The sequence below is a fragment of the Paenibacillus sp. FSL H7-0735 genome, from assembly GCF_038008505.1.
Lineage (GTDB): Bacteria > Bacillota > Bacilli > Paenibacillales > Paenibacillaceae > Paenibacillus_AQ > Paenibacillus_AQ odorifer.
In genome coordinates this window covers 4,354,986-4,377,177 of sequence record NZ_JBBOZH010000001.1, presented here as the reverse complement: position 1 = coordinate 4,377,177, position 22,192 = coordinate 4,354,986, and the positions used below count along the sequence as shown (strand labels likewise).

Below are 22,192 nucleotides of genomic sequence, written 5' to 3'. Positions count from 1 at the left end.
GAGTTAAATGAATTTAGTAGCCATGAAGCAGGAAGACTTGGACACTTTAAGTGATGAAAGGTTAGGATGGGCCTGTATGGAGCCTACCTTTCAGCTGATTCGCGGAAAATCGCCATCGACCAAATCAGATGTGATCTCGAAGCTCACAGAGGGACAACAAGCATTATGTATGTTCAGAGTGCTATATGGTCACAGCTGTAATTCTGATGGGGAATATTATGCTTGGATTTCCTACATGCAAGACCTGCCAGGGTATTGGACAAGGGTGATAGGAGGCATACGATTTTTTGACGATTCACCCATGATTCTTTTGCTTCAGGAAACAAAGACATTTCTCGAGGAAAGAAATCATCGACTGGGTAAAGAGTGGGCGGATGCAGCCATCACGGATCTGGATCGAGACCCTGAGCTGTTAGAAGTTATTAGTGGGTTATTCGAACGATATAAGAACCTGACACCAAATACGCATAGAATTATTGGCGATTATATTCGCACTCATCCAGAGGAGTTTGTAGAACTAGGGAGTTCATAATTATGAATATGAAGAAACGTTATGTATTTCTCGTACTTATTTTTTTATTGATCGAAATCCCAGTAATCATTAATCTCTACCATAGTTATAATTCATTTGAGAATTTAGTGTTGGATCAAATCGACGAAACAGAAATCACCTCTATCGAGATTGAGAAATACTCAGTGGATGAAAAGGTAGTGATTGAAGATCCGAAGGAAATTGAAAAGATCATTTATGCTTTTTCAGATGTAAAATTGAGAAGAAGTAGTGCTTTGGACAAATCTACGGAGACCTACTGGATAAGTATTATTGTGAATAACAGCTTGAGGTTTGGCATGAATCTTACGGATACTAACTTCCTGTATGTGACGGATCTTGATAAGAAGGACAAATACAGTTCGGGAAACTTTAGAATGACTAGTGATTTTGATGTGAATTGCATTGGAAGCTTATTTAAATGACGCAGAAGGATCAACCACCACTGGTACTGAGATTTTCGGACCCAGATGCCCCTATTTGCGAATTTAACGCCTATTAAGCAGGTTTTCGGACTCCAGCGTCGCTATTGCTCAGGAAGGAGCTTATAATTAGCTTTTTTTGCACCAATAGCGGCTATGAGGTCCGATAGCTATCCAAATAGCGGATAAAACGGGGTATAAGGTCAGCTGAGTCCTTTAACTGCTGCGTATGGAGATCGGTCAGCTGAGTCCTCTAGCTGCTGCGTGTGCAGATCGCTCAGTTGAGTCTTTTAGCTATTGCGTGTGCAGATCAGTCAGCGGAGTCCGATAGTGCTTCATATCCACACACAAAAAATGGGTGCCCCTATGGGACACCCATTTTTGTATGGATTATCTAGCCATCCATCCGCCATCCACATTAAGAACGTGACCGTTCAGGTAGTCAGATGCTGCGGAAGCCAAGAATACGGCAGGACCTTTAACATCATCAGGCGTTCCCCAACGTGCTGCAGGGATACGGTCTAAGATAGAGTCCGAACGACTTTGGTCGGCACGGATTGGAGCGGTATTTTCAGTAGCCATATAACCTGGTGCAATTGCATTGATGTTCAGACCGGAGCCTGCCCATTCATTGGCAAAAGCTTTAGTAAGACCAGCAACCCCGTGTTTACTCGCAGTGTAACCAGGGACATTGATTCCGCCTTGATAGGAGAGCATGGAGGCGATGTTAATGATTTTGCCGGATCCTCTTTCCAGGAAGTGGCGGCCTGCAATTTGCGACAGAAGGAACACTGTGTTCAGGTTCAAATTGATTACATCAAACCAGTCTTTTTCACTATGATCTTTTGCCGGTGCACGGCGGATCATTCCGGCGCAGTTTACGAGAATGTCAACATGTCCGGTCAGCTCTAGCGCTTGGTCAAAAGTGCTTTGCAGCTTGCTGTGATCACTTAAGTCAGATTCGATACTAACTGCTTTTACTCCAAAAGCTTTTGCTGCATTTACAGTTTCTTCACTCGAATTAAGGGAGACTGATGCAACATCTGCACCGGCTTCTGCAAATGCAAGCGCGATTCCTTGTCCAAGACCTTGAGCTGCGCCTGTTACAATAGCTGTTTTACCTGCCAAGCTGAATAATGATGACATATAAATTACGCCCCTTTATTGTAGATGGATTGTTATTCCGGGTTTACCCGCATTCAATTGTAACGCCTGCACTGCGGAACTGTTCTGCCGTTTCGGGGGAGAGCCCTTTGTCCGTCAGGATCACGTCAACTTCTTGTAGGGAAGCGAAGGTACGCAGTGCAGTATGGCCGAATTTATGATGATCTACAACCGCGAATACCTTACGGGCTGTAGATACAAGGGCTTGCTTGAACTCAATTAAATCTCCTGTATAAATGGAGAGTCCATGCTCTATATGAATAGCAGTCGAAGAAAGGAATGCTTTTTGAATATTAAGCTTTTGTACATAGGAGACGGCTTCAGGACCAGCCAACATATTACGGACACGATAACCACCGGGAACGACCAGACGGATGTTATCTTTGGGAACCAGTTCGCTGATGATGTATACATCATTGGTGACTACCGTTAGTGGCATATTGTCCAGACGCCGAGCAATTTCAAGCGTGGTGCTACCACCGTCAAGAGCGATAATATCGTCCGGTTCAATATGAGCAAGCGCACGCAAGGCAATCTCCGTCTTCTCGTCAGAGTATTTATCCAGCGGGTCCTTGGAGGGCAAAATACCAAACTGGTCGCTTTGTGCCAGCACAGCTCCGCCATGTACACGTACGATCAGTCCTTGTTCCTCCAGCCTACTTAAATCCTCGCGTATTGTTTTTCCAGTAACCTGAAGCTTATCGCTCAGTTCATTCACCGTTACATCTTTTTGGTTCAGCATAACTTCCATAATCATCTCGTGTCGTCGTATCGGGTTCATCCGCCTGCCTCATCTTTCCGTAATTGATTTATCTCTATTGTAATTCTTTCATGGATACGGGGTCCATATCATCATATCTTTTATTATCGCCAGCCATACTCCAGATAAAAGTATAGTTATGAGTGCCGACACCACTGTGGATGGACCAGCTTGGAGAAATAACCGCTTGTTCGTTATGCATTACGATATGGCGGGTTTCGTCAGGTTCTCCCATCAAGTGGAATACAACGGAATCGTCCGGAAGATCAAAATAGAAATAGGCTTCCATCCGGCGTGGATGGGTATGTGCTGGCATTGTGTTCCACATGCTGCCTGGTTTCAGTTGGGTCATACCCATAACCAGTTGGGCACTTTGCACACCATTTGTGTGAATGAAGCGGTGGATTGTCCGCTCGTTAGAGTTCTCCAGACCACCCATCGCACCGGATTCAGAATCGGCCAGTGTGGTTTTGGTAGTAGGGTAGGACTGATGAGCTGGAGCAGAATTCAAATAGAATTTAGCAGGCTTGGAAGCGTCTGCACTTTTGAAGACTACATCTTTAGAGCCTTGACCTACATAAAGACATTCTTTGAAATCTACTTCATATTCTGTGCCATCTACAACCACGGAGCCTTTACCACCGACATTGATGATGCCCAGTTCACGGCGTTCCAAGAAATAAGTAACCCCAAGTTCTTTAAGGTCAGTAGTTAGCGCAACCTCTTCTTTTACAGGATTAGCTCCACCAACGATCATACGATCTTCATGAGTTAGGACAAGCTTTAGCTCATCAGGTGCAAAAATAACGGGAATGTGGAATTCCTTACGGAGGCGCTCAGTGTCAAATTGTTTTACTTCATTAGGATGGGATGCGAAACGTCTTTCCATTGAATGTTCAATCTCCTTTGTGTACATATTATCGTTCGTATAGGTACACTTTAGTCCATTTATGTTCATTTTACAAGTACTAATCTTTTTTATTTCGTTTATTTATGTTTATTTATTGGTTTTTCCAATTGCAAAATGAACGGAAAGTGTGCACAATAGAGCTATTATGCTCGATTTTCATGAATGCCGGAAGATGATATAAAACTGAAATGATGGAGGTTGAAAAGTAATGCCGGGGTTGAAAAATATCCAGAGTACTTATAAGGAACGTCAGCAAGAAATTATTTTTAATATAGCACTGGAAGCGGAGCAACGCTCTTTATTGGAAAGTGGACTCTGGTTCCATGATGATGTGCGAAATAACTTTTATTATGCCTCGTATCTTTTTGCAGCGGCTGTTGATGATTCTTTTGAGCTGCCTTTTGATCGTGAGCAAGCGAAACAGAAAGCACAGGATGTGCTGCTGGAGATCTTAATGCTTCAGAACCGGCAGCCTGGCACGGAGTTATACGGCCATTGGCCACTCGGATTAAATCCAGTGCCGCGAGATGCGTCACCACATGAGTTACCAGTGGAGCTTATGGGCAACCTGCTGGCGTATTTTTGCAAAAGATACGGAGGAGCATTAAACGCTCAACTTCGCATAGTTCTGAATACAGCGTTTGGACATATTTATCGCAGTGATTTCTACCGTAAGCCGGTGGTTACTTTTGGGCATCATGAAGCTAAATATACAGCTGCTAAGCTGATTTTTGGCACCATGTTTGCGGATGAAATATTGCTTGAGGATGGCCGGCAGAGTCTGAAGGATACACTGGCTTATATTCGTACTAAAGGTATGCCGGAATACGGCAGTCTTCCGTGGTTTTGGCATTGGGTGCAGGCATTCACCTGTGCGTTGGAACTTGTCCCGCCTGAGGATACGGAGCTTATTACAAGCCTTAAAGAAATGCTTGACCATTTATGGAATGTACGAGCTGAATTCTATCTGCGTGGCGCTTGGGTTGGTGCGCATTCTAGAGACTGGCCGCATGATGTTCCCGGCGATGCTAATGTGCTTCATGATTATGTTCAGTTTGGAGATTTCCAGCTGCCTGAGATGATGCCGCGCACGGAGTATGCCGGTTTATTATTCTATCAAGCATCCGATGAAATATTAGCCGCAGCCATGAATCACCAGTCACCAGTGGAAGTAAGGAAGATTACTCAGAAGGTTGTCCCAACGGATCCACAGCCGCAGCCTTTGCTTCATTCCTATGCTTATATTACAGAAGAGTTTGCAGCAGGCGGGATGTGGGAGCGGGTTGAGGAATTCGATAATGAGCAGCTTCGCTGGGCTTTTTCGTTACCTGTGAGTGGAGAGGGAGGCGCAAATCAGCTGTATTTCTTCCACCCGGGACAAGGCTACAATGAGGGAGATCCCCGCCATCAAAGCCGTTATATGGAGGTTCTCTATCACAAGAATGTCATCATTTCTCTATTCCCAATCCCCCAGGGTGAAAAGAATACGATCATCGGTGTACTTCCCCAAGGGGAATGGAAACAAGAGCCTAACACATTGTACGGGCAGGTTGGTGAGACGTATGTTGTTATTTATTTATCTCACTCTTATCAGCTGCAGGAACGGTCCAGATTCATAGAGGTATCAGTCGCAGGGATGCCGGGTGGTGTGATCGTTGAAGCATTCGGCATTATGAAAGCTGCTGAATGTGGTATTATTGGTTTAGAGGCTTTTGCCGCAGCTATGGCTCATAAAGAAAGGAATTTCGAAGTGGGAGAGGTATTAGCAGCGAATTATACCAACATGGATGGTGAAAGCTTAGTTCTGAGTATTAGTAGGGAGTCAGAGTTACCGCAAGCTCAGCTTAATGGAATCCAGATCTCATTAGATCATTATTCAGTATAAAAAATACACAATTGCTGTGATAAATAGTAATCCAAGTCGGCCTTTTTGGCCGGCTTCTTTAATAAGGAGGTACATGAAAGGATGTGATGCCCCATTGCACAGCCCGCAATAGATACCTAAGTATCCGTAAACGTGATTTTGTCCAAAATACTTATAATTGGGGTGAGCGACAATTTATCTGGATAAACTAGACCTAACGATTTGGTAATTCAATCCTCCCTAAGCACATTTCCCTTTAGAATAGCGGTGTTAGGTTACTAAATAGTAATTAATTACATTAAACCCTATTTTTCTGAGAGACATTTGTCACAATAAAGGTTAATATCTAAGTGAGATAGAAATGATTGCGCTTACTTATTTTCTAATAAACCTAATCATAATGAATGCGAGGGATATAACAGTGATTGAAACTGAATTTCGTGTAGAAAATGACTTTCTAGGCAGTAAACAGGTAGATAAGAACGCTTATTATGGGATTCAGACACTACGCGCAGTCGAGAACTTTCCTATTACGGGCTATCGGGTTCACAAAGAGTTAATCAAAGCGATGGGGATTGTAAAAAAAGCCGCTGCGCTTGCAAATATGGAAGTTGGCCGTCTCTATCGAGGGCTTGGAGAGGTTGTAGTGAAAGCAGCAGAAGAAATCATCGAGGGTCAATGGCATGAGCAATTTATTGTAGATCCTATTCAGGGTGGTGCGGGTACCTCGTTAAATATGAATGCGAATGAGGTTATTGCTAACCGTGCTTTAGAACTGCTTGGCCATGAAAAAGGAGACTATCGTCACTTAAGCCCCAATTCACATGTAAATATGGCGCAGTCTACAAATGATGCGTTCCCGACGGCAATTCATATTGCCACACTTTCACTGCTGGAGCAGCTGCTTGTAACGATGCACAGAATGCATGATGTGTTTGCGGTAAAAGCGGATGAATTCGATCCTGTGATAAAAATGGGCCGGACACATCTTCAAGATGCAGTGCCGATTCGTCTGGGTCAAGAATTCGAGGCTTATCGCAGAGTGCTGGAAAGAGATATCAAACGTATTGAACATACACGCCATCATCTGTATGAAGTCAATATGGGGGCAACAGCAGTGGGTACAGGATTAAATGCTGATCCTCGTTATATTGAATTGGTTGTAGAGCACTTAGCTGAGATCAGTGAATTGCCGCTCGTAACGGCAGATCATCTCGTCGATGCGACCCAAAATACAGATGCATATACAGAAGTGTCTGCTGCTCTAAAAGTATGCATGATGAACATGTCCAAGATCGCTAATGATCTGCGGTTGATGGCCTCCGGTCCGCGTACTGGGTTTAATGAGATTTCATTGCCTGCACGCCAGCCTGGATCTTCAATTATGCCGGGTAAAGTTAACCCGGTTATGGCAGAGGTCATCAATCAGGTGGCTTTTCAAGTCATAGGGAACGATCATACGATCTGTCTGGCTTCCCAAGCGGGTCAACTGGAGCTGAATGTTATGGAGCCTGTGCTTGTGTTCAATCTCATTCAGTCCATCAGCATCATGAACAATTCCTTCCAAGTCTTCACAGACTTCTGTCTGGCTGGGATTGAAGCCAATAAGGAAAAGCTTGAGCGGGATGTGGAGCGGAGTGTCGGAATCATTACGGCTGTGAACCCGCATCTGGGGTATGAAGTGGTATCGCGGATCGCTAGAGAGGCGATTTTGACTGGGGAATCTGTACGGGAATTGTGCATTAAATATAATGTACTAACCGAAGAAGAGCTTAATCTGATTCTGGACCCTTACGAAATGACACATCCGGGAATTGCAGGAGCAGCTTTATTGCATAAAGAGTAGAATGTTCCGGAGGATCGAGCTTTTTGCTAGGAAAAAGCAAACCCCCGCCACCGTTTAGGGTGACAGGGGGAGATCCTAAATATGTTTATACTTATATGAATCTACTTCGCGATTGTCTGAAGTAGGTTCTTTTTTTTACATTTCAGGCTTAAAAGAAAAATAAAGAACGTAATAGACCGCGTTTTCTTGGCGGAGCCGTTAGCCTGGTAGTGGCAGTGGACTGGGAATTTTCATAAGAGGTGAGCGGTTTGCCGTTAGACACTTGCAACGGTTCTATGGATGCCGCTATTTGCTTGATCATTATTCGTAGATCCTCAAGCTCCTCACGCTGCTGTAGCAGTTGTATCAATACTACTTCGTCGGCTTTTTGATCGAGTGCACGTTCAACATTGTTGATGCGAGACAAGATATCCTTCATAGGCTCAGCATCTGTGTGCTGTAGTGGATTTTCCTGTTGTGATGTGGCAATTTGCTGCTCATTCGTGAGTGTGAGTTGTATACATTCCAAGGCTTCTCCGTGATTAATACGGTCTTTAATATGATTGAGCAGGCCGATTTGCTGCTCTGAGAACACATAATGGCCAAATCGGTCTTTTGGAAAAAAATCAGGGAACATGGCAGCCCAACGTTTAATTGTGGTTATACTAACTGACATCAGCTCTGCGGCATCTTTTGTTTTTAGAATATCCATTTCGATTCCTCCAGTTCACGTAGTCATGTTATGAGTAATATTCGTTGTCCAGCAGCGGCTCCCTGCACGGTTGACAAAGGTAGTGCGTATTCGCTAAACAAAGTGTAATTACGAGCAATCTCACTCTTTTGAATTTCACTATCTTGCTTTTCCATTCCAAATTGAGTACAGATGAGCCTGCTCAGGGGTATAATTGCATTAGAGGTGAAGGCGATGAACAGGATTGAAGATGAGGAACAAATGACTGAGGAGCAATGGCAGGCTATTTTGCAAAACGATGTTGCTTATAACGACATATTTTTTTATGCGGTGAAGACTACAGGAATTTTTTGTCGACCCTCCTGCAAATCCAAAGCACCCAATCGGGAGAATGCGTGTATTTTTCAGAATGCTGAACAAGCACTGGCAGCCGGATTTCGTCCTTGTAAAAGATGTAAACCGACAGGTGAGCGTCTTCCTGATAAGGAATGGGTAGCTTTGATGACTGAATACATTGATCATAATTATATGGCCCCCCTCACCCTTGAAACGTTAGCTGAGGTATGTCATGGCAGTCCTTATCATTTACATCGAACCTTTAAGAAAGTAAAGGGAATCACTCCTGTGGATTATATACAGCAAAGGAGAATCGCTAAGGCATCTGAGTATTTGCTTACTACAGAGCAGGCAGTTGCTGAGATTGCATTACGCGTGGGTCTGCCCAATACGTCATATTTTATTACTTTATATAAGAAAAAAACGGGGTATACGCCTACACAGTTTCGTCAGCTTAACAAACAGAAAGTAACGTTGGCTTCTGATTTTATTTTGGAGGGACCGAATCATGGAGAATAAAACAAATGCTATTCTATACTGGACATTATTAACCGATAAGGACTGGAGTTTTTATATTGCTGCCACAGAGAAGGGGTTAAGTTATGTGGGTTCGCAGCAGCAACCCTTTGAGGAATTAAGTGAATGGGTTAGACGTCGTTTTCCGGGGAGTGAACTGGTGCAGGACGATGAGAAGATGGCGCCTTATGTGAGGGAGCTTAGTGAATATTTGCAAGGGAACCGGCAGAGCTTCGGCATTCCTTTTGATTATCAGGGTACTCCTTTTCAGCTTGCGGTATGGAAGGCGTTATGTGAAATTCCATATGGGCAAACCTGGTCCTATTCGGATATTGCCACACATATACAAAAACCAGCTGCGGTGCGCGCGGTAGGGACTGCCATTGGTGCGAATCCGATTCTGATTACGGTGCCCTGCCACCGGGTTATTGGTAAGAATGGGACATTAACAGGATACCGGGGTGGTTTGGATATGAAGACCAAGCTACTTCAATTGGAGAGAGGAGAGTATACAGCAGATATATGAAAATAGAGTCCAATTACACCTCCCCAAAAACCTTGCTGAATAAAGGAACAGGTTATCTGTCAGGCTACAGTCATTCCTTAAATCCATATACGGGCTGCACTTATGGCTGTTCCTATTGTTATGTACGCCAGATGCCTGTCTCGCTGTTCCGCAAAGAGGAGTGGGGGACGTGGGTAGATGTTAAACAAGAAGCGGCTGTGATTTTACAAAAAGAACTGCACAAAGCGAAGGCGAAAGGCCCCGTCTCTATTTTTATGTCGTCAAGTACAGATCCCTATCAACCGGTAGAGCACAAGGAACAGGTGACGAGATCTTTACTGGAGGTTATGGTACAAGACCCGCCCGATTTCCTATTCGTGCAGACCCGTAGTCCGCTGGTTCGCAGAGATATAGATTTATTATTACGTTTAGAGGATAAGGTTCGAGTAAGTATAACTGTAGAAACAGACCGTGAAGATATTCGGCAAAAATTCACACCAAGCGCTCCACCCATTGCGGCAAGACTGAAGACGTTACAGCTTCTGCGTGAAGCTGGCATCCCTGTTCAAGCTACTATAGCGCCAGTACTGCCAAGCAGTCCAGCTTTTCCAGCGACCTTAAGGGCTTTGGTGGATAGAGTCTGTGTGGATGACTATTTTATGGGCGACGGCAGCGGCGGCAAACGCACACGGAGATTAGGGATTTATTCCCTATATGAAGAGCTGCAACTGGAAGATTGGTATGATCCTGCAGCCTATCGCAGAGTGTATGAAGGACTTCAGCAAGTTTTTTCCGAAGAGGAGCTATTCTTGAGCCAGAAGGGGTTCGAGCCTTAATCTGAAACATGGTATAATAAATGAGAGCATTCATACTTAGTATTTAATATACTTAATATCCGTAATAGCTTATTGGAGGATTAGTGTGGCAAAAGCAAAGGTGGCCAAGCGGCCCACAAGAGATGAATTTGTGCTTGAGGAGTTAGGTAATCAGTTAGTTGAAGCTAAGCAAGAAGGTTCTGAGATTTTATTGACCGTATGGGGAAAAGAAGAAGAGGTACGCGGCATGATCGTGGAAATGGATTCGCGAACCGGGAAAGTACACCTCAGTAACCATGAAGAAATCATAAAAGTTCCTTTTATGGATATCATGCAGGTTAATTATCCCAGAGATTAATGGGCACGGCAGCAACAGGAGGTCCTGAAAGCTATATTAGCTTTGGGGCCTCTTTGATCATAAAGTTAAGGAATAGAGGATATTGAAAGGTAGGTCAACAATGCAAGTAACCAAAACCAACGCAATGCGAATGCTGGATGCCAAAAAAATCGGCTATAAAGTGTTCGCTTATGACAATGAAGATGGACTCATCCATGGCACGGCTGTGGCTGAGAAGATTGGAAAGGCGGCAGAGACGGTTTTTAAAACGTTGGTCGCTCATAGCGGTGCGAATCTTTATGTATTTGTAATCCCGGTTGCCGAAGAGCTGGATCTCAAAAAGGCGGCCAAAGCCGCCGGAGAGAAAAAAATTGAGATGCTGCCAGTGAAGGATCTGCAGAAATGGACAGGCTATATCCGCGGTGGTTGTTCACCTGTTGGAATGAAAAAGCTGTACCCCACGTTCATTGACAGCAGTGCAGAAGGGCTGGACACGATGGCTGTCAGCGCTGGGAAGATTGGCCAGCAAATGGACGTATCCCCACAGTTACTCGCTGAGGTTGTGCATGCGAAGTTTACAGAACTAATCAAATAGCCGAGCAGCAAGCTGGCCTAAATATTCCTTCAATGCTAACCCTGTTGTGGAGATCGCTCCTGGGGAGGGACTGAACTTGGCGGGCTGCAGTGCAATATCAGCGCTGGCGATATAATCCGTAGGATAGGCTTGCGCTGTTAGCCCCGCATTCTTAAAGTGCAACATCGCTCGGGACATATGAAAACCTGAAGTAACTAGTATAGGTTTTTTAAGTCCGGTTTGTTGCAGGATGGCTGCGGTATTTACAGCGTTTTGCTCCGTGTTGAGGGATTGATTCTCGATCAGGATATCCTCTTCGGGTATGCCGAGACCCAGTAGTTGTCTTTGCGCGATATCCGCTTCATTACCACTGTCGGAGAATACTTGTCCGCCAGAAAATAAGATTGGCAGACCTGTCTGCCGATGGAGGCGAACAGCAGTAAGCAGGCGATTTGCTGCTGATCCGTATAAATTGCCCTCGCCATCTATATCCGGTGTGCCAGAGCTGGCGCCCCCGCCGAGTACGACGATGACATCTCCTTGCAAAGTATCCGGCTGCGGATATTTCCGTTCTAGACTGCCGATCAGCGCAACGCTGACTAAGGGTGTCATGGAGAAATACATTAATAGTGTAACCCCGAGTAGAACTAGTGCTGGACGGCAGTTTTTTTTCCATAACCAAATGACTAAACCTAGCAAAAGCACGATAAACAGGCCGGGAGGAAGCACAAAGCTGTATACAAATTTGATGATGTAAATCAACAGTATCAACCGCCTTCTGAAAATATAAGTTCAGGTTGTATTGTAACATGAGATTGCAAGATTACATATTTACATGCGTATCCTTATACAAAACGGATATTGCCGCAGCTATCAGGATCATCCCCATAAAAGCGGGTGCAGCATGGCCAAGTGATACATATATTTGACCGCCAATGACAGGCCCAATCATTCTGGCTAAAGCCTGAATAGATTGGCTACCTCCTTGAATCCTCCCTTGTTCACTAGAATCGACAGTTTTGGAAAGCATCCCATTGAATGAAGGCCCAAAGATCGAATCCCCAAAACCAAATATAAACATTCCAGCGATAAAAAGCGGATAGTATGAGAACAAAGCAGATAGTGCAATAAGACTGTAGCCTATAATCTCCGAAACCATTCCAAGAATTGCGATCTGTTTATCCCTAAGTTTCAGCAAAAGCTTAGGCATGATGAAACCCTGTGAAAGGATGTCTTGGAAGCCCATAATTGAAAACATCAGTCCGATTAGTGCAGGCTTCCAGCTGAAAGTATCCATTGTGAATTGTGAAAAAACAGCCTGTAAAGATCCGTTCGGTATCCAAAGTAAGAATGCTGAGACCAGTAGCCTTTTTAAGTTTTTTATGGACAATATGCTTGCAAGCTGTGTAAATGGATTCAGTCTTACCAAGGTAATTTCTTTCAGTCTATTGTTCTTGTCAAGGCTCTCAGGCATAAAAAAGAATCCGTAAAGAACATTCAATAAAGTTATTATTGCTCCAAAATACATAGGTACAGAATAACCAAACTTGGCAAGTAATCCGCCTAGCGTTGGACCAATGACGGTGCCTACACCTACAACCGCACTCACCCAGCCAAAGTATTTGGTTCTCTGTTCTGGAGGAATGATGTCAGCAAAATAGGCGAAGATAGTACCTATGCTTCCGCCGGTTATACCTTCTATTATGCGTCCAACAAAGAGAACCCATAACGCTCCTCCTATCCCAAAAACTAAGTATCCAATTGCAGAACCCAAAAGGCATACCAAAAGTAATGGACGACGCCCATATTTGTCGCTCAAAGCTCCAAGTGCAGGGGCTGCAAAAAATACGCAGACTGCATAAACAGAGGTTAGCAGCGTGACAACTATAGCCTGTTCTCCCGGATTGCTTATATAAGGCTGCACTAAAAATGGGACAACGGGCATGATGATACTGAAGCCTATTCCGCACAGAAACACAGAGATCAAACCGAAGATTAGAGCGTGTTTATCTACGGTTTGTTCTGTGTTCTGTTCATTATGTGATCTGAATTTGAACATTAAATTCTCTCCTCAAAAGTTGATGTTTTGATTCCTTGGAAACAAATTTGGTACATCACCATTTTTATCACGGCTTTGTTTCCGTGTCAACAAAATATTGAACATAAAAATGCAGCCTTACTCATAAGAGCCCGGCTGCATGGAGTTTCATTTTCATTATTCGAATTTATTCGGATTAAAATCTATACCCTGTTTCTTTATTTCTGCATCCAAATGTCTACTATACTTTTCTACGAAGCTAAGCATACTTTCATATTGCTCCTCAGTTACCTGCTCAAATACGGCTTTATCCCGCTCTTGGAACTCTTTGTGCAAGTCCTCATGGACGTTATAAATTACTTTCCCTTGCTCAGTAAGCCTAAAATAGATTTCTTTTTTGTTATCCGATTTTTGGTAGCTTTCGATGAGGCCCTTTTGGATGAGCTTCTTAGTTAATTTACTTATGGCACCGCGAGTCATATAAAAGGACTCTGCAAGTTTTGTGACGTTGGAATCTGCATTTTTTTCAATGTATTCGATGCAATGTACTTCAGAAGGTTTATAACCCTTAAGACTGTCTTCCATCTTATCCTTATTAAGCCAAACCATCTTGTTATATACGTCCCTGAAACCCATCATGACCTGTTCTTCTTTATTCATGGCCTGTCCTCCCAGCGCTCTTACATTAACAAATTATATTGATTTTTTGTTTCTATTTCAACAATATTAAAGTAGAGGATAGTTTGTTTTATTGAACTTTAGATAAAAATAACAGGTGAGCAGTAACGGCGGAAGTCCAAACATTCCCCGCAGTTACGCCCGCCACCTTTTTAAGCTTAAATAAATTAATCTTAAGAAACTGCGGTTTCTTCTTAAGAAAGTTCATCCGCTTGAAGCTGCACCAAAGATTGTTTGTCTGTTATCATAAGATTAAGATGATTGGACAGCTGTGGGATGATTTCTCGAAGGTAGGAGGACTGCATAATGAAGAGTATCCGGGTACTGCTCGCAGATGATGAACCGGTGATTTTGCGAGGCCTAAAAAAACTGATTTCATGGGAGAAGCTTGGACTGACCATTGTTGGAGAGGCCAGTGATGGAATAGAGCTGAAACAACAGATCGAGGATTGTGATCCTGATCTGATTATTAGTGATATAAGCATGCCAGGATATACAGGGATTGATATCATCCGCGAGATTCATGAAGCTGGCAGAGCGGTGAAGGTTATTTTTATAAGCGCTTATCAAGAGTTTACGTATGCCCGTCAAGCACTGCAATATGGTGCGCTGGATTATTTGGTGAAGCCCGTGAACAAAAACCAGCTGGAACAGGTTGTGAGCAAAGCCGTTTCCCTTATTCGTCAAGAAACAGAAGGCGAGCGCAACAAAGAGAAGCTAAACCATTATGAACAGAGAAACCGCAGATTAACGATCGAAGAATTGCTCGACAAGCTGACGGACGGCAATAAGGGGACAGCAGACACCTTGCTTGATATGGGGATTATTGCGCTAAGTCGCTACGTCAGTATTTGTTTGGTAGAGACGGACGAATCGTCGGGGCAGCCTTCCAGATGGGAAGAACGCGAACGTAAGCTGATTGATTTTGCACTGTCTAACATTATTAAAGAAACCGTGGAGCAAAGCGATAATAGTTATATGTTCCGTAAAGGGGAACGTTTTTGTATCCTGCTCCAGCATGAGCATGCTGAGGAACCAGCGGGAATTGCCTTAGATCTCCATGACAAAATCACAAGTTTTCTGAAATTAAAGGTGACCCTTGGAGTAGGCAATCCTGTTGACGGTATGGATGATGCTGATGAATCTTATCGTCAAGCTTTGAAAGCGCTAAATTATAAATATTTTACAGGGCCTAATCGTGTGATTTCTGTTAAAGAGAGCAGGTATGAGAGTGAATCATTGATTCAAACTCCGCTGCATGAAATCCAGTCCGCCCTTGGGATTGCCATGAAATCACAACATAAAGAACAAATTGAGCAGGAGTGCCTGCGATTATTTCAGACGATCCGGCAGATGGCAGACGGAAATAGAAACCAAGCCGTTTCTACCGTATACAATACATTTTTGCAGCTTGAACAGGAGCTTATTCAATTTGGTGTGGAGGCAGGGCCCTCACTTCAGGATACAAATCCGATTCTTGAACGATTGGCTAATTATTCTACCTTTCAAGAGGTGGAGGAAGATTTCCGTGTGCTTTTGAGCAAAATGTCTGGGCAAATTGCCAGTCGCATGGGCAATAAGGAACTGAAGCAGCTTTCCCAGGTGAAGGCTTATATTGAGGAGCATTATCCAGAAAATATTACACTGGAATCTATGGCAGGGATGATGTTTATGAATTCCTATTATTTCAGCAGCTTTTTCAAAAAACATACCGGACAGAACTTTAAGAATTATGTCACTGAGGTGAGGATGAATCATGCCCTTCGTTTATTGCTGCAAAGCGATATGATGGTTTATGAGATTGCCGATAGTGTAGGCTACAACAATGCCCGGCATTTTAGCGATATGTTTAAGAAGAAATATGGCAAGCTGCCACAAGAATATAAGCAATCCTTCAAAAGCCAATAGTCAGATGGATAGCAAAGGGGATGCCTTCATTCATGTTTATCTGGGGCCGAAGATCCAAAAGTATATTTGTTAAATTCTCCGCTTCCTTTTTATTAGTCGGCCTAATTCCGCTTTTTGCACTTAGCTACATTTCTGTGCAGACGTTTTCCGGATATGTCGAGCGTTACACAACAAGCAATTTGCAGCAAATGGTGCTATACATGAGCTATAACCTGAATTCTGCCTTTAATCAGTACAATGAGGTCTCTAAGCTGATGTATACGGGACGATATGAAGGTTTTATCGAGAGTTATTCGCAGAATCAAACCTATAATGTAAATGAGCTGGAGCAGATTAATACGATTCCTATTGAAACCTTTCTAAAAACAGTTCTCTACAGTGATTCCTACATCACCAGTGTTTATTTTCATAGGGAGTCAGACGATAAGCTCTACTATCAGGAAAAAGAAAACAGAGGGGTCAATTTTGATTTGCTGCCTTATCAAGAGTGGTTAACTAAAATGGCTCCAAATCCTTCACAAGTGGCAATTTTCCCTACTCATTCAGAAGAATATTATACAGGTTCAAAGCGCAGTGTGTTCACCATCGGCCGTACTTTAATTGATATTTCTGGGCGTGTCACCAAAGATCCCAAGATAGTAGGGACCTTGTTTATGGACGTGGATGTTTCGTTATTTAATCAGTTCTTCAGAGAATTAAATCTGGGGGGACAGGATGAATTATTTCTGCTGGATGGCGACGGAAATGTATATTTCACGAATGAGACAAGGTCAGCGAATGGAGAATCTTTTCGGGCTAAAAAGGACGAGGAGATGATCGTTCTCAGTGAAGAGATTCCTTTTCTTAAAGGCACGGTGACTGCCAGAATTCATCGGGCGAATTTATTCGATCAGCTTTTTTCAGCCCGTACGACGGTGTTTATAGCGATGTTTATTTGTGCGATTGCAATGATCATCATGGGCGTCTGGTTCTCAAGGCGGCTGGCTGCTCCGATTCGGAACTTAATTAAGCAAATGGCTATCGTAGAATCCGGTAATTTGGATACCCAGATGGTCGTGAACAGCAATGATGAAATGGGTAGACTTAGCCATGGTTTTAACCGAATGGTCGAGCGTTTACAAGCCTATATCGATGAAGCTTACGTTGCCCAGATCAAGCAGAAACAAACGGAGTTAAATGCTCTGAAAAGCCAGATTCGTCCGCATTATTTATACAATACTCTGGAAGTCATTCGAATGAATGCGGTGGATAAAGATAATGATGAGGTCGCGGATATGATTTTATCGCTTTCTAACCAGTTGAAATATGTAATCGACTATGGAGAGGATAGGGTAAGCATACGACAGGAGCTGGAGCATCTACGGGATTATTTCTATATTATCTCTGTGCGGTATGAGAATAAATTTGAGCTTGTAGTCGATCTCTCACCCGAAGTGGATCTGAACTGGTACATTCTGAAATTGTCACTTCAGCCGATAGTTGAAAATGCTATCCAGCATGGCTTGCGCAGTCAAGGCAGAGGGACAGTTGGATTGACGATCGAAAAGAAAGATGAAATGTTGTTGGTTACGATCTATGATGATGGAATCGGTATGAGCAAGGAAAAGGTACAGCAGTTGACTGAAACCTTGGAAGAGCCTAGTTCGCCTAGCAAAAATGTTGGACTAAAAAATGTACATGAACGAATTCGTACAGTGTACGGTGCAGAATACGGATTATCCATCAGCAGCCGGGAGCATATTGGGACATCGATTCTATTGTTGCTTCCGATTGTAGAGGATCCGTATAAAATCTCGGATTCGGAGAATGCGTAAAGGATGGACGATGAACGGAAGACTGCGGTCTTTCGTTCTTTTTTTACTTACTTCTTAAATTCACCGCATATCCCGCTTAAAAAAGTTCATTCTAACTATTTATAAGGAATGCTATTCTATTAGCAACGGAAACGCTTTCGAGAGATGATGCGCACATCTTGCTTCAGTTTCCACGGTTCACTAAAAGGGGAGGCTATTATGATATGTACAAAAAAACAATGATGAAACTATCCGTATTGTTACTCGCCACAACAACAGTTTTGACTGCTTGCGGTGGAAATAATAATAATGCAGGAAGTAAGGCAACTAATACGCCAGCATCCGAGACGCCTTCAAATACACCGCAAGAGACCAAAAAAGAGGTTAGCTTTACGATAGGTTACGCCTCCGGAGATCCGGCCACCAAAAAAGCAATCTCAGATACGGTCAAAAAGTTTACAGCAGCTAATCCGAATGTCACTATTAAAGATTTGAGCGAAACTTCATCCGCTGCCTATCTTGATTGGCTTAAAACAAAGGATGCTGTGGGTGAATTCCCGGACCTGGTGGAAATGCGTGATACAGAAGTTTTTGCCGATGCGGGTAAGATTGTAGAGCTGCCTTCCGATCTGCTAGATTTGTTCGAAGCCCCACCACAAGTGGATGGTAAGGTGTGGAACGCACCGCTGCAAGTGAACGCTCCCCAAGGGATTATCTACAGCAAAAAAGCATATGCGGATGCAGGGATCACCGAGCTTCCAAAAACCTATGACGAATTCATCGCCATCCAAGAAAAATTGAAAACATCGGGCATTACTCCGATTGTAGTAGGCGGAAAAGATATTTTCCATATGGGTTTCTGGGTTAACAAATTCCTGATTGATGAGGTCTACTCGAAAGATGCAGATTGGAATTCCAAACGTACCGCTAAAACGGTCAGCTTCACAGATGCTAATGTAGTTCAAGGCATAACGGACTTCAAAGAATTGTTCAAGAATTATGTAGATAAAGGTTGGCTCAGCACGGGCGACAATCAGACCGCTTCGATTCTTGTTTCTGGCAAAGCAGCACAATTGTACTCCGGTACGTGGATGTTTACACAAATCGCTGAAGCGGACCCGAACTTTGAATTTGGCTTCTATGCTCTTCCTGACCGTGAAGGGAAAATCAATGTCATAGGTCTTCCGTCACCTGCAGGCTGGTCTTTATCGGCTGAAGCCGCTAAGGATGCAGACAAAACAGAAGCCATCAAAGACTTTATCCGTTTCTTCTTCGCCCCAGAACAGTATTCGAACTATTTAGCAACCATAAATGCGATTCCTTCAACAAAAGAGAAAGTAACCTATGACACAAGTGAACAAATGCAGGTGGCTTTGGATCTTATTGCTGACCCGAATGTAGTGAAATCCTTGGCGATCAATAACTGGTGGGGAGACAATCTAATCCCTCCACAGTTCCGTAACTGGTACTACAAACTGTTGCAGGATCTCGTGGTAAAAGATGGAGATGTAGCGAAGTACATGAAAGATGCGGATACAGAGTATGACAACCAAGTGAAAGCTAATCAGATGTAAGAGCAGCGCCTGATCGAGCAACCTCTGCTGCTGCAGAGGTTCTCTTTTTAACAAGCGCGGTCTTTAAGGGAGGGAGAGTAGCCATGGCTACATCCGCAGTAAATGCTGACAAGTCATTGATAGGCACTGAGCAGCAGAAAAAGAAAAAGAAAAAATGGCAGTCCTACGCTCTGCTGTTCATATTACCATCATTTATTTTGTACACCTTGTTCGTTATCGTCCCAACGGTTGGGAGTGTCTATTTAAGCTTCACCTCATGGGATGGCATTAGCGACAACGTAAGGTATATCGGCTTCGCTAACTTTGTGGAAATTTGGAATAGTCCAAGGGTGCATAACGCACTGAAAAATACGATGATCATGACCATTTCACTTGTTGTTCTAGAGAATATTGCAGCAATTGCAATGGCTATGATGGTCGATAAGGTACGCTGGTTCCGGAATTTATTCAGAAGTGTATTTTATTTCCCTACGTTGCTTAGTGGGATCGTAATGGGTTTCGTCTGGGCGATGATCCTGAATTACAACTTTGGTGTATTTAATCAGATCCTGGAGTCTGTTGGACTCGGAAGCTGGATTGTGGATTGGTTGGGCAATCCTAAATATGCGATGCTGTCGATTATTTTGTCTACCGTTTGGAAAGGCGCGGGTTATTATATGATCATTTACCTCGCTGGATTGCAAGGCATTCCGCAGGAATTAAATGAGGCGGCCAGTATTGATGGGGCAGGGGGCTGGCAACAGTTCCGGCATATTACCTTTCCGCTGCTTGCGGGGTCAATGACTGTATGTATGGTATTATCGATGATCAGCGCCTTGAAGATTTTTGATCAGATTGCCGTCATGACCGATGGTGGTCCGGGCTTTGAGACGGAGACATTAACTTATATTATTTATAAAGTCGGGTTTGGTGAATTAAGACAAGGTTTTGGTACTGCACTGGCGATGGTCTTGTTCTTAATCATACTCATCATTACAGTCTTCCAAGTGAAGGTTCTCCAGAAGCGGGAGGTGCAGCTCTAAGATGACGATGCAGACACGCAAAAGAGTTGGGCAAATCGCACTTTTCATTGTTACATTATTAGTGGCTATTATCTTTTTCTTTCCTATTTTCTTTAATTTAATGTCAGCCTTCAAGAGTAATGCAGAGATTATGAAGGATGCAATCGCTTTTCCGAAAACCCTTTATCTGGACAGCTTTAAATATCTGTTAACCGAAACAGAGTTTCCACGGGCTATTCTGAATAGTCTGATTTTGACAGCAGTTTCTATTGCGGCACAGGTCTTGATTATTCCGATGGCGGGCTACGCAATTGAACGCAGAAATGCCAGATGGACTCGGTTCATGTTCGTTTACTTTTTAGCAGGAATGATGATCCCTTTTCAGGCGTATATGATTCCTCTGTTTAAAGAGCTTAGAATGCTGGGGTTATACGGCAGCCTTGCCGGTCCAATTCTAATTTATGTAGCCGGTGCGGTGGGCTTTGGATGCCTGCTGTATACAAGCTTTGTCAAAGGCATTCCTAGAGAAATTGAAGAAGCGGCGGAGATCGACGGATGTTCTCGTTATGCGATATTCTGGAAAATTGTTTTCCCGCTGCTAGGACCCGTCACAGCCAGTATGGTGGTCTTAAACGGACTTGGAATCTGGAATGATTTCCTGATGCCGATGCTGGTATTGCCTTCAGGACAGGCTAAAACTATGGTCGTGGAAATTTACCGTTATATCGGAGAATTCTCCTCACGTTGGGATATGATTTTTGCAGGAACAGCAATGTCGGTTGTACCTGTGCTGATTGTGTTTATCGCCTTGCAGAAGTATTTTGTTAAGGGGATTGCGTCTGGTGCAACGAAGGGTTAATTCATAAAAGGGATATATCCTGTAACCACTTAGTGGGCTGCGGGGTACATCCCTTTTTTTGTAAGCGAAACAATCACTAAAGCGTATTTGGATTCGCGGTTAAACGGCGGTAGCCCATTGGCGGGAGACCTGTCCAGCGTTTGAATTGCTTGCTGAAATGGGACACATCCCGGTACCCCAGCCGGTGGGCGACCGATTCGACAGATAGGTTATTATCCATTAGCAGCAGTTTGGCGTGACGAATGATCAAGCGGGATAAATATTGTCTTGGCGACATGCCATAAATTTGGTGGAAAACACGATTGCAGTGAGTTGTACTGTATCCAAGCTTTGCCGCAATGTGCTCAATACCGCCGCCTCTTTCGCCTGTGCTTGCAGCGGTGGAGACAGATTCTTGCAGCAGTCCTTCGATCGCGTTAGCTAGAGCGACGGTATTTTCCGTAGCCTCTGTATCTGTCAGAAGGGGCATTTCCGAAAGTACCCAGCCGCTGAGCGCGGTTAGAAGTTGCAGCGAAGCATGCAATGTAATCAGACGATTTCTGTGTGTGTCCTTTGACTCTGACAGAATGGAAGAATTAATGATCACATCTAGAGCGGAACGAATGGCTCGCAGCTCCGGGGTATTCCCACTTAGACTAACAGCGTCTGCTGTTAATAATGCTCGCCGTAAAATCAGATCATCAATATCAAAATGCAGGCAGTAATAAGTCATGTCACGACTAGCATTCGAACCGAGGCTGCTATGTTCTACACCGGGACGAATGAATAAAATATCACCGCTTTGCTGGATAAAAGATTTATTGCCGACCGTCATATGTTGCTCACCCTGCAGTACAACGTTAATCTCAAACATGGGATGAGTGTGTACGGGATATTGCCAATCCGGATTTACTTTTCTCCAATGCGCGGCGAAGATATGGAAAGCCGCTTGAATGTCTGGAGCCATCTGGCCATCAATAGAATTATGAAAAGCGGGATCATTCGAGATCATTTCAATCCTCTTTTACTGTAAAGTTTGGCTTCATTATAACATAGGTTTTTGTTGATGTTTGATTTGCCCAAATAATAGAAG

The 22,192-nt window shown here is 43.6% G+C and carries 22 protein-coding genes; 14 read left to right on the top strand and 8 right to left on the bottom strand.

The window, feature by feature from the left end:
* The first annotated feature begins 7 nt into the window (after nucleotides 1-7).
* Nucleotides 8-532: a hypothetical protein gene (locus tag NSS82_RS19855; RefSeq protein ID WP_076272711.1), complete on the top strand. Its 525-nt coding sequence runs from the start codon at nucleotides 8-10 to the stop codon at nucleotides 530-532.
* A 2-nt stretch (nucleotides 533-534) separates the two neighbouring features.
* Nucleotides 535-975 carry a hypothetical protein gene (locus NSS82_RS19850; RefSeq protein ID WP_076272710.1) on the top strand — a complete coding sequence of 147 codons (441 nt, stop codon included), beginning with the start codon at nucleotides 535-537 and terminating at the stop codon, nucleotides 973-975.
* A 387-nt stretch (nucleotides 976-1,362) separates the two neighbouring features.
* Here the strand turns inward: NSS82_RS19850 and kduD are convergent, their stop codons facing one another.
* The 3 genes from kduD to kduI are packed head-to-tail and all read right to left on the bottom strand — an operon-like array spanning nucleotide 1,363 to nucleotide 3,785.
* Nucleotides 1,363-2,118: a 2-dehydro-3-deoxy-D-gluconate 5-dehydrogenase KduD gene (kduD, locus tag NSS82_RS19845; protein WP_036688326.1), complete on the bottom strand. Its 756-nt coding sequence runs from the start codon at nucleotides 2,116-2,118 to the stop codon at nucleotides 1,363-1,365.
* A gap of 43 nt (nucleotides 2,119-2,161) precedes the next feature.
* Entirely contained in the window at nucleotides 2,162-2,917 is a 756-nt protein-coding gene (locus NSS82_RS19840; protein ID WP_038571843.1) for a DeoR/GlpR family DNA-binding transcription regulator, read from the bottom strand.
* Between the two features lie 34 nt (nucleotides 2,918-2,951).
* Complete coding sequence (kduI, locus tag NSS82_RS19835; protein ID WP_036688322.1) at nucleotides 2,952-3,785, bottom strand: 5-dehydro-4-deoxy-D-glucuronate isomerase; 834 nt, start codon at nucleotides 3,783-3,785, stop codon at nucleotides 2,952-2,954.
* Between the two features lie 229 nt (nucleotides 3,786-4,014).
* Between kduI and NSS82_RS19830 the strand changes: the two genes are divergently transcribed.
* Both NSS82_RS19830 and aspA read left to right on the top strand, forming a co-directional pair.
* Nucleotides 4,015-5,691: a hypothetical protein gene (locus NSS82_RS19830; RefSeq protein ID WP_076098932.1), complete on the top strand. Its 1,677-nt coding sequence runs from the start codon at nucleotides 4,015-4,017 to the stop codon at nucleotides 5,689-5,691.
* A 400-nt stretch (nucleotides 5,692-6,091) separates the two neighbouring features.
* On the top strand, nucleotides 6,092-7,516 hold the full coding sequence (gene aspA, locus NSS82_RS19825) for an aspartate ammonia-lyase (protein WP_036689072.1): 1,425 nt from the start codon (nucleotides 6,092-6,094) through the stop codon (nucleotides 7,514-7,516).
* Between the two features lie 148 nt (nucleotides 7,517-7,664).
* Here aspA and NSS82_RS19820 read toward each other — a convergent pair whose 3' ends face one another.
* Nucleotides 7,665-8,207, bottom strand: coding sequence for a MerR family transcriptional regulator (locus NSS82_RS19820; protein ID WP_076098933.1), 543 nt, complete (start codon nucleotides 8,205-8,207; stop codon nucleotides 7,665-7,667).
* A 213-nt stretch (nucleotides 8,208-8,420) separates the two neighbouring features.
* On the opposite strand from NSS82_RS19820, the gene NSS82_RS19815 reads away from it, so the two are divergent.
* The 5 genes from NSS82_RS19815 to ybaK all read left to right on the top strand — a co-directional run bounded on the left by NSS82_RS19815 (nucleotide 8,421) and on the right by ybaK (nucleotide 11,290).
* Nucleotides 8,421-9,041 carry a bifunctional transcriptional activator/DNA repair enzyme AdaA gene (locus NSS82_RS19815; protein ID WP_076272709.1) on the top strand — a complete coding sequence of 207 codons (621 nt, stop codon included), beginning with the start codon at nucleotides 8,421-8,423 and terminating at the stop codon, nucleotides 9,039-9,041.
* Nucleotides 9,031-9,564 (top strand): methylated-DNA--[protein]-cysteine S-methyltransferase, encoded by a 534-nt coding sequence (locus NSS82_RS19810; protein WP_036688312.1) that lies wholly within the window; start codon nucleotides 9,031-9,033, stop codon nucleotides 9,562-9,564. Before NSS82_RS19815 ends, NSS82_RS19810 begins: the two co-directional genes overlap by 11 nt.
* Nucleotides 9,561-10,379, top strand: a complete 819-nt coding sequence (locus NSS82_RS19805) for an SPL family radical SAM protein (RefSeq protein WP_076146483.1) — start codon at nucleotides 9,561-9,563, stop codon at nucleotides 10,377-10,379. The genes NSS82_RS19810 and NSS82_RS19805 overlap by 4 nt, the downstream gene beginning before the upstream one ends.
* Nucleotides 10,380-10,464: 85 nt before the next feature.
* A complete protein-coding gene (locus tag NSS82_RS19800) occupies nucleotides 10,465-10,716 on the top strand; it encodes a YolD-like family protein (protein ID WP_036688306.1) in 252 nt (83 codons plus the stop codon).
* 100 nt (nucleotides 10,717-10,816) lie between these two features.
* The gene (ybaK, locus tag NSS82_RS19795; protein ID WP_076272708.1) at nucleotides 10,817-11,290 is read left to right on the top strand and encodes a Cys-tRNA(Pro) deacylase; all 474 of its coding nucleotides are present in this window, start codon (nucleotides 10,817-10,819) and stop codon (nucleotides 11,288-11,290) included.
* Here ybaK and NSS82_RS19790 read toward each other — a convergent pair.
* The 3 genes from NSS82_RS19790 to NSS82_RS19780 all read right to left on the bottom strand — a co-directional run bounded on the left by NSS82_RS19790 (nucleotide 11,279) and on the right by NSS82_RS19780 (nucleotide 13,967).
* Nucleotides 11,279-12,031: a YdcF family protein gene (locus NSS82_RS19790; protein ID WP_076272707.1), complete on the bottom strand. Its 753-nt coding sequence runs from the start codon at nucleotides 12,029-12,031 to the stop codon at nucleotides 11,279-11,281. The genes ybaK and NSS82_RS19790 overlap by 12 nt on opposite strands.
* A 61-nt stretch (nucleotides 12,032-12,092) precedes the next feature.
* Nucleotides 12,093-13,328 (bottom strand): MFS transporter, encoded by a 1,236-nt coding sequence (locus NSS82_RS19785; protein WP_076272706.1) that lies wholly within the window; start codon nucleotides 13,326-13,328, stop codon nucleotides 12,093-12,095.
* Between the two features lie 156 nt (nucleotides 13,329-13,484).
* Nucleotides 13,485-13,967, bottom strand: coding sequence for a MarR family transcriptional regulator (locus tag NSS82_RS19780; RefSeq protein WP_076272705.1), 483 nt, complete (start codon nucleotides 13,965-13,967; stop codon nucleotides 13,485-13,487).
* A 324-nt stretch (nucleotides 13,968-14,291) separates the two neighbouring features.
* Between NSS82_RS19780 and NSS82_RS19775 the strand changes: the two genes are divergently transcribed.
* The 5 genes from NSS82_RS19775 to NSS82_RS19755 all read left to right on the top strand — a co-directional run bounded on the left by NSS82_RS19775 (nucleotide 14,292) and on the right by NSS82_RS19755 (nucleotide 21,120).
* Entirely contained in the window at nucleotides 14,292-15,893 is a 1,602-nt protein-coding gene (locus tag NSS82_RS19775; RefSeq protein ID WP_076098939.1) for a response regulator, read from the top strand.
* A gap of 32 nt (nucleotides 15,894-15,925) precedes the next feature.
* Nucleotides 15,926-17,707 (top strand): cache domain-containing sensor histidine kinase, encoded by a 1,782-nt coding sequence (locus NSS82_RS19770; RefSeq protein WP_076272704.1) that lies wholly within the window; start codon nucleotides 15,926-15,928, stop codon nucleotides 17,705-17,707.
* A 203-nt stretch (nucleotides 17,708-17,910) separates the two neighbouring features.
* Nucleotides 17,911-19,260, top strand: a complete 1,350-nt coding sequence (locus NSS82_RS19765; RefSeq protein ID WP_076190970.1) for an ABC transporter substrate-binding protein — start codon at nucleotides 17,911-17,913, stop codon at nucleotides 19,258-19,260.
* An 83-nt stretch (nucleotides 19,261-19,343) separates the two neighbouring features.
* Nucleotides 19,344-20,282: a carbohydrate ABC transporter permease gene (locus NSS82_RS19760; RefSeq protein ID WP_076098942.1), complete on the top strand. Its 939-nt coding sequence runs from the start codon at nucleotides 19,344-19,346 to the stop codon at nucleotides 20,280-20,282.
* A 1-nt stretch (nucleotide 20,283) separates the two neighbouring features.
* Nucleotides 20,284-21,120 (top strand): carbohydrate ABC transporter permease, encoded by an 837-nt coding sequence (locus tag NSS82_RS19755; protein WP_170914270.1) that lies wholly within the window; start codon nucleotides 20,284-20,286, stop codon nucleotides 21,118-21,120.
* A gap of 76 nt (nucleotides 21,121-21,196) precedes the next feature.
* Here the strand turns inward: NSS82_RS19755 and NSS82_RS19750 are convergent, their stop codons facing one another.
* The gene (locus NSS82_RS19750) at nucleotides 21,197-22,111 is read right to left on the bottom strand and encodes a helix-turn-helix domain-containing protein (protein ID WP_038571818.1); all 915 of its coding nucleotides are present in this window, start codon (nucleotides 22,109-22,111) and stop codon (nucleotides 21,197-21,199) included.
* Between the last annotated feature and the right edge of the window lie 81 nt (nucleotides 22,112-22,192).

Excerpts from the sequence above, each read along its gene's own strand:
- NSS82_RS19855 (WP_076272711.1), top strand. The coding sequence starts at position 8 with ATGAATTTAGTAGCCATGAAGCAGGAAGACTTGGACACTTTAAGTGAT.
- NSS82_RS19850 (WP_076272710.1), top strand. The coding sequence starts at position 535 with ATGAATATGAAGAAACGTTATGTATTTCTCGTACTTATTTTTTTATTG.
- kduD (WP_036688326.1), bottom strand. The coding sequence starts at position 2,118 with ATGTCATCATTATTCAGCTTGGCAGGTAAAACAGCTATTGTAACAGGC.
- NSS82_RS19840 (WP_038571843.1), bottom strand. The coding sequence starts at position 2,917 with ATGAACCCGATACGACGACACGAGATGATTATGGAAGTTATGCTGAAC.
- kduI (WP_036688322.1), bottom strand. The coding sequence starts at position 3,785 with ATGGAAAGACGTTTCGCATCCCATCCTAATGAAGTAAAACAATTTGAC.
- NSS82_RS19830 (WP_076098932.1), top strand. The coding sequence starts at position 4,015 with ATGCCGGGGTTGAAAAATATCCAGAGTACTTATAAGGAACGTCAGCAA.
- NSS82_RS19820 (WP_076098933.1), bottom strand. The coding sequence starts at position 8,207 with ATGGATATTCTAAAAACAAAAGATGCCGCAGAGCTGATGTCAGTTAGT.
- NSS82_RS19815 (WP_076272709.1), top strand. The coding sequence starts at position 8,421 with ATGAACAGGATTGAAGATGAGGAACAAATGACTGAGGAGCAATGGCAG.
- NSS82_RS19810 (WP_036688312.1), top strand. The coding sequence starts at position 9,031 with ATGGAGAATAAAACAAATGCTATTCTATACTGGACATTATTAACCGAT.
- NSS82_RS19805 (WP_076146483.1), top strand. The coding sequence starts at position 9,561 with ATGAAAATAGAGTCCAATTACACCTCCCCAAAAACCTTGCTGAATAAA.
- ybaK (WP_076272708.1), top strand. The coding sequence starts at position 10,817 with ATGCAAGTAACCAAAACCAACGCAATGCGAATGCTGGATGCCAAAAAA.
- NSS82_RS19785 (WP_076272706.1), bottom strand. The coding sequence starts at position 13,328 with ATGTTCAAATTCAGATCACATAATGAACAGAACACAGAACAAACCGTA.
- NSS82_RS19780 (WP_076272705.1), bottom strand. The coding sequence starts at position 13,967 with ATGAATAAAGAAGAACAGGTCATGATGGGTTTCAGGGACGTATATAAC.
- NSS82_RS19775 (WP_076098939.1), top strand. The coding sequence starts at position 14,292 with ATGAAGAGTATCCGGGTACTGCTCGCAGATGATGAACCGGTGATTTTG.
- NSS82_RS19770 (WP_076272704.1), top strand. The coding sequence starts at position 15,926 with ATGTTTATCTGGGGCCGAAGATCCAAAAGTATATTTGTTAAATTCTCC.
- NSS82_RS19765 (WP_076190970.1), top strand. The coding sequence starts at position 17,911 with ATGTACAAAAAAACAATGATGAAACTATCCGTATTGTTACTCGCCACA.
- NSS82_RS19760 (WP_076098942.1), top strand. The coding sequence starts at position 19,344 with ATGGCTACATCCGCAGTAAATGCTGACAAGTCATTGATAGGCACTGAG.
- NSS82_RS19755 (WP_170914270.1), top strand. The coding sequence starts at position 20,284 with ATGACGATGCAGACACGCAAAAGAGTTGGGCAAATCGCACTTTTCATT.
- NSS82_RS19750 (WP_038571818.1), bottom strand. The coding sequence starts at position 22,111 with ATGATCTCGAATGATCCCGCTTTTCATAATTCTATTGATGGCCAGATG.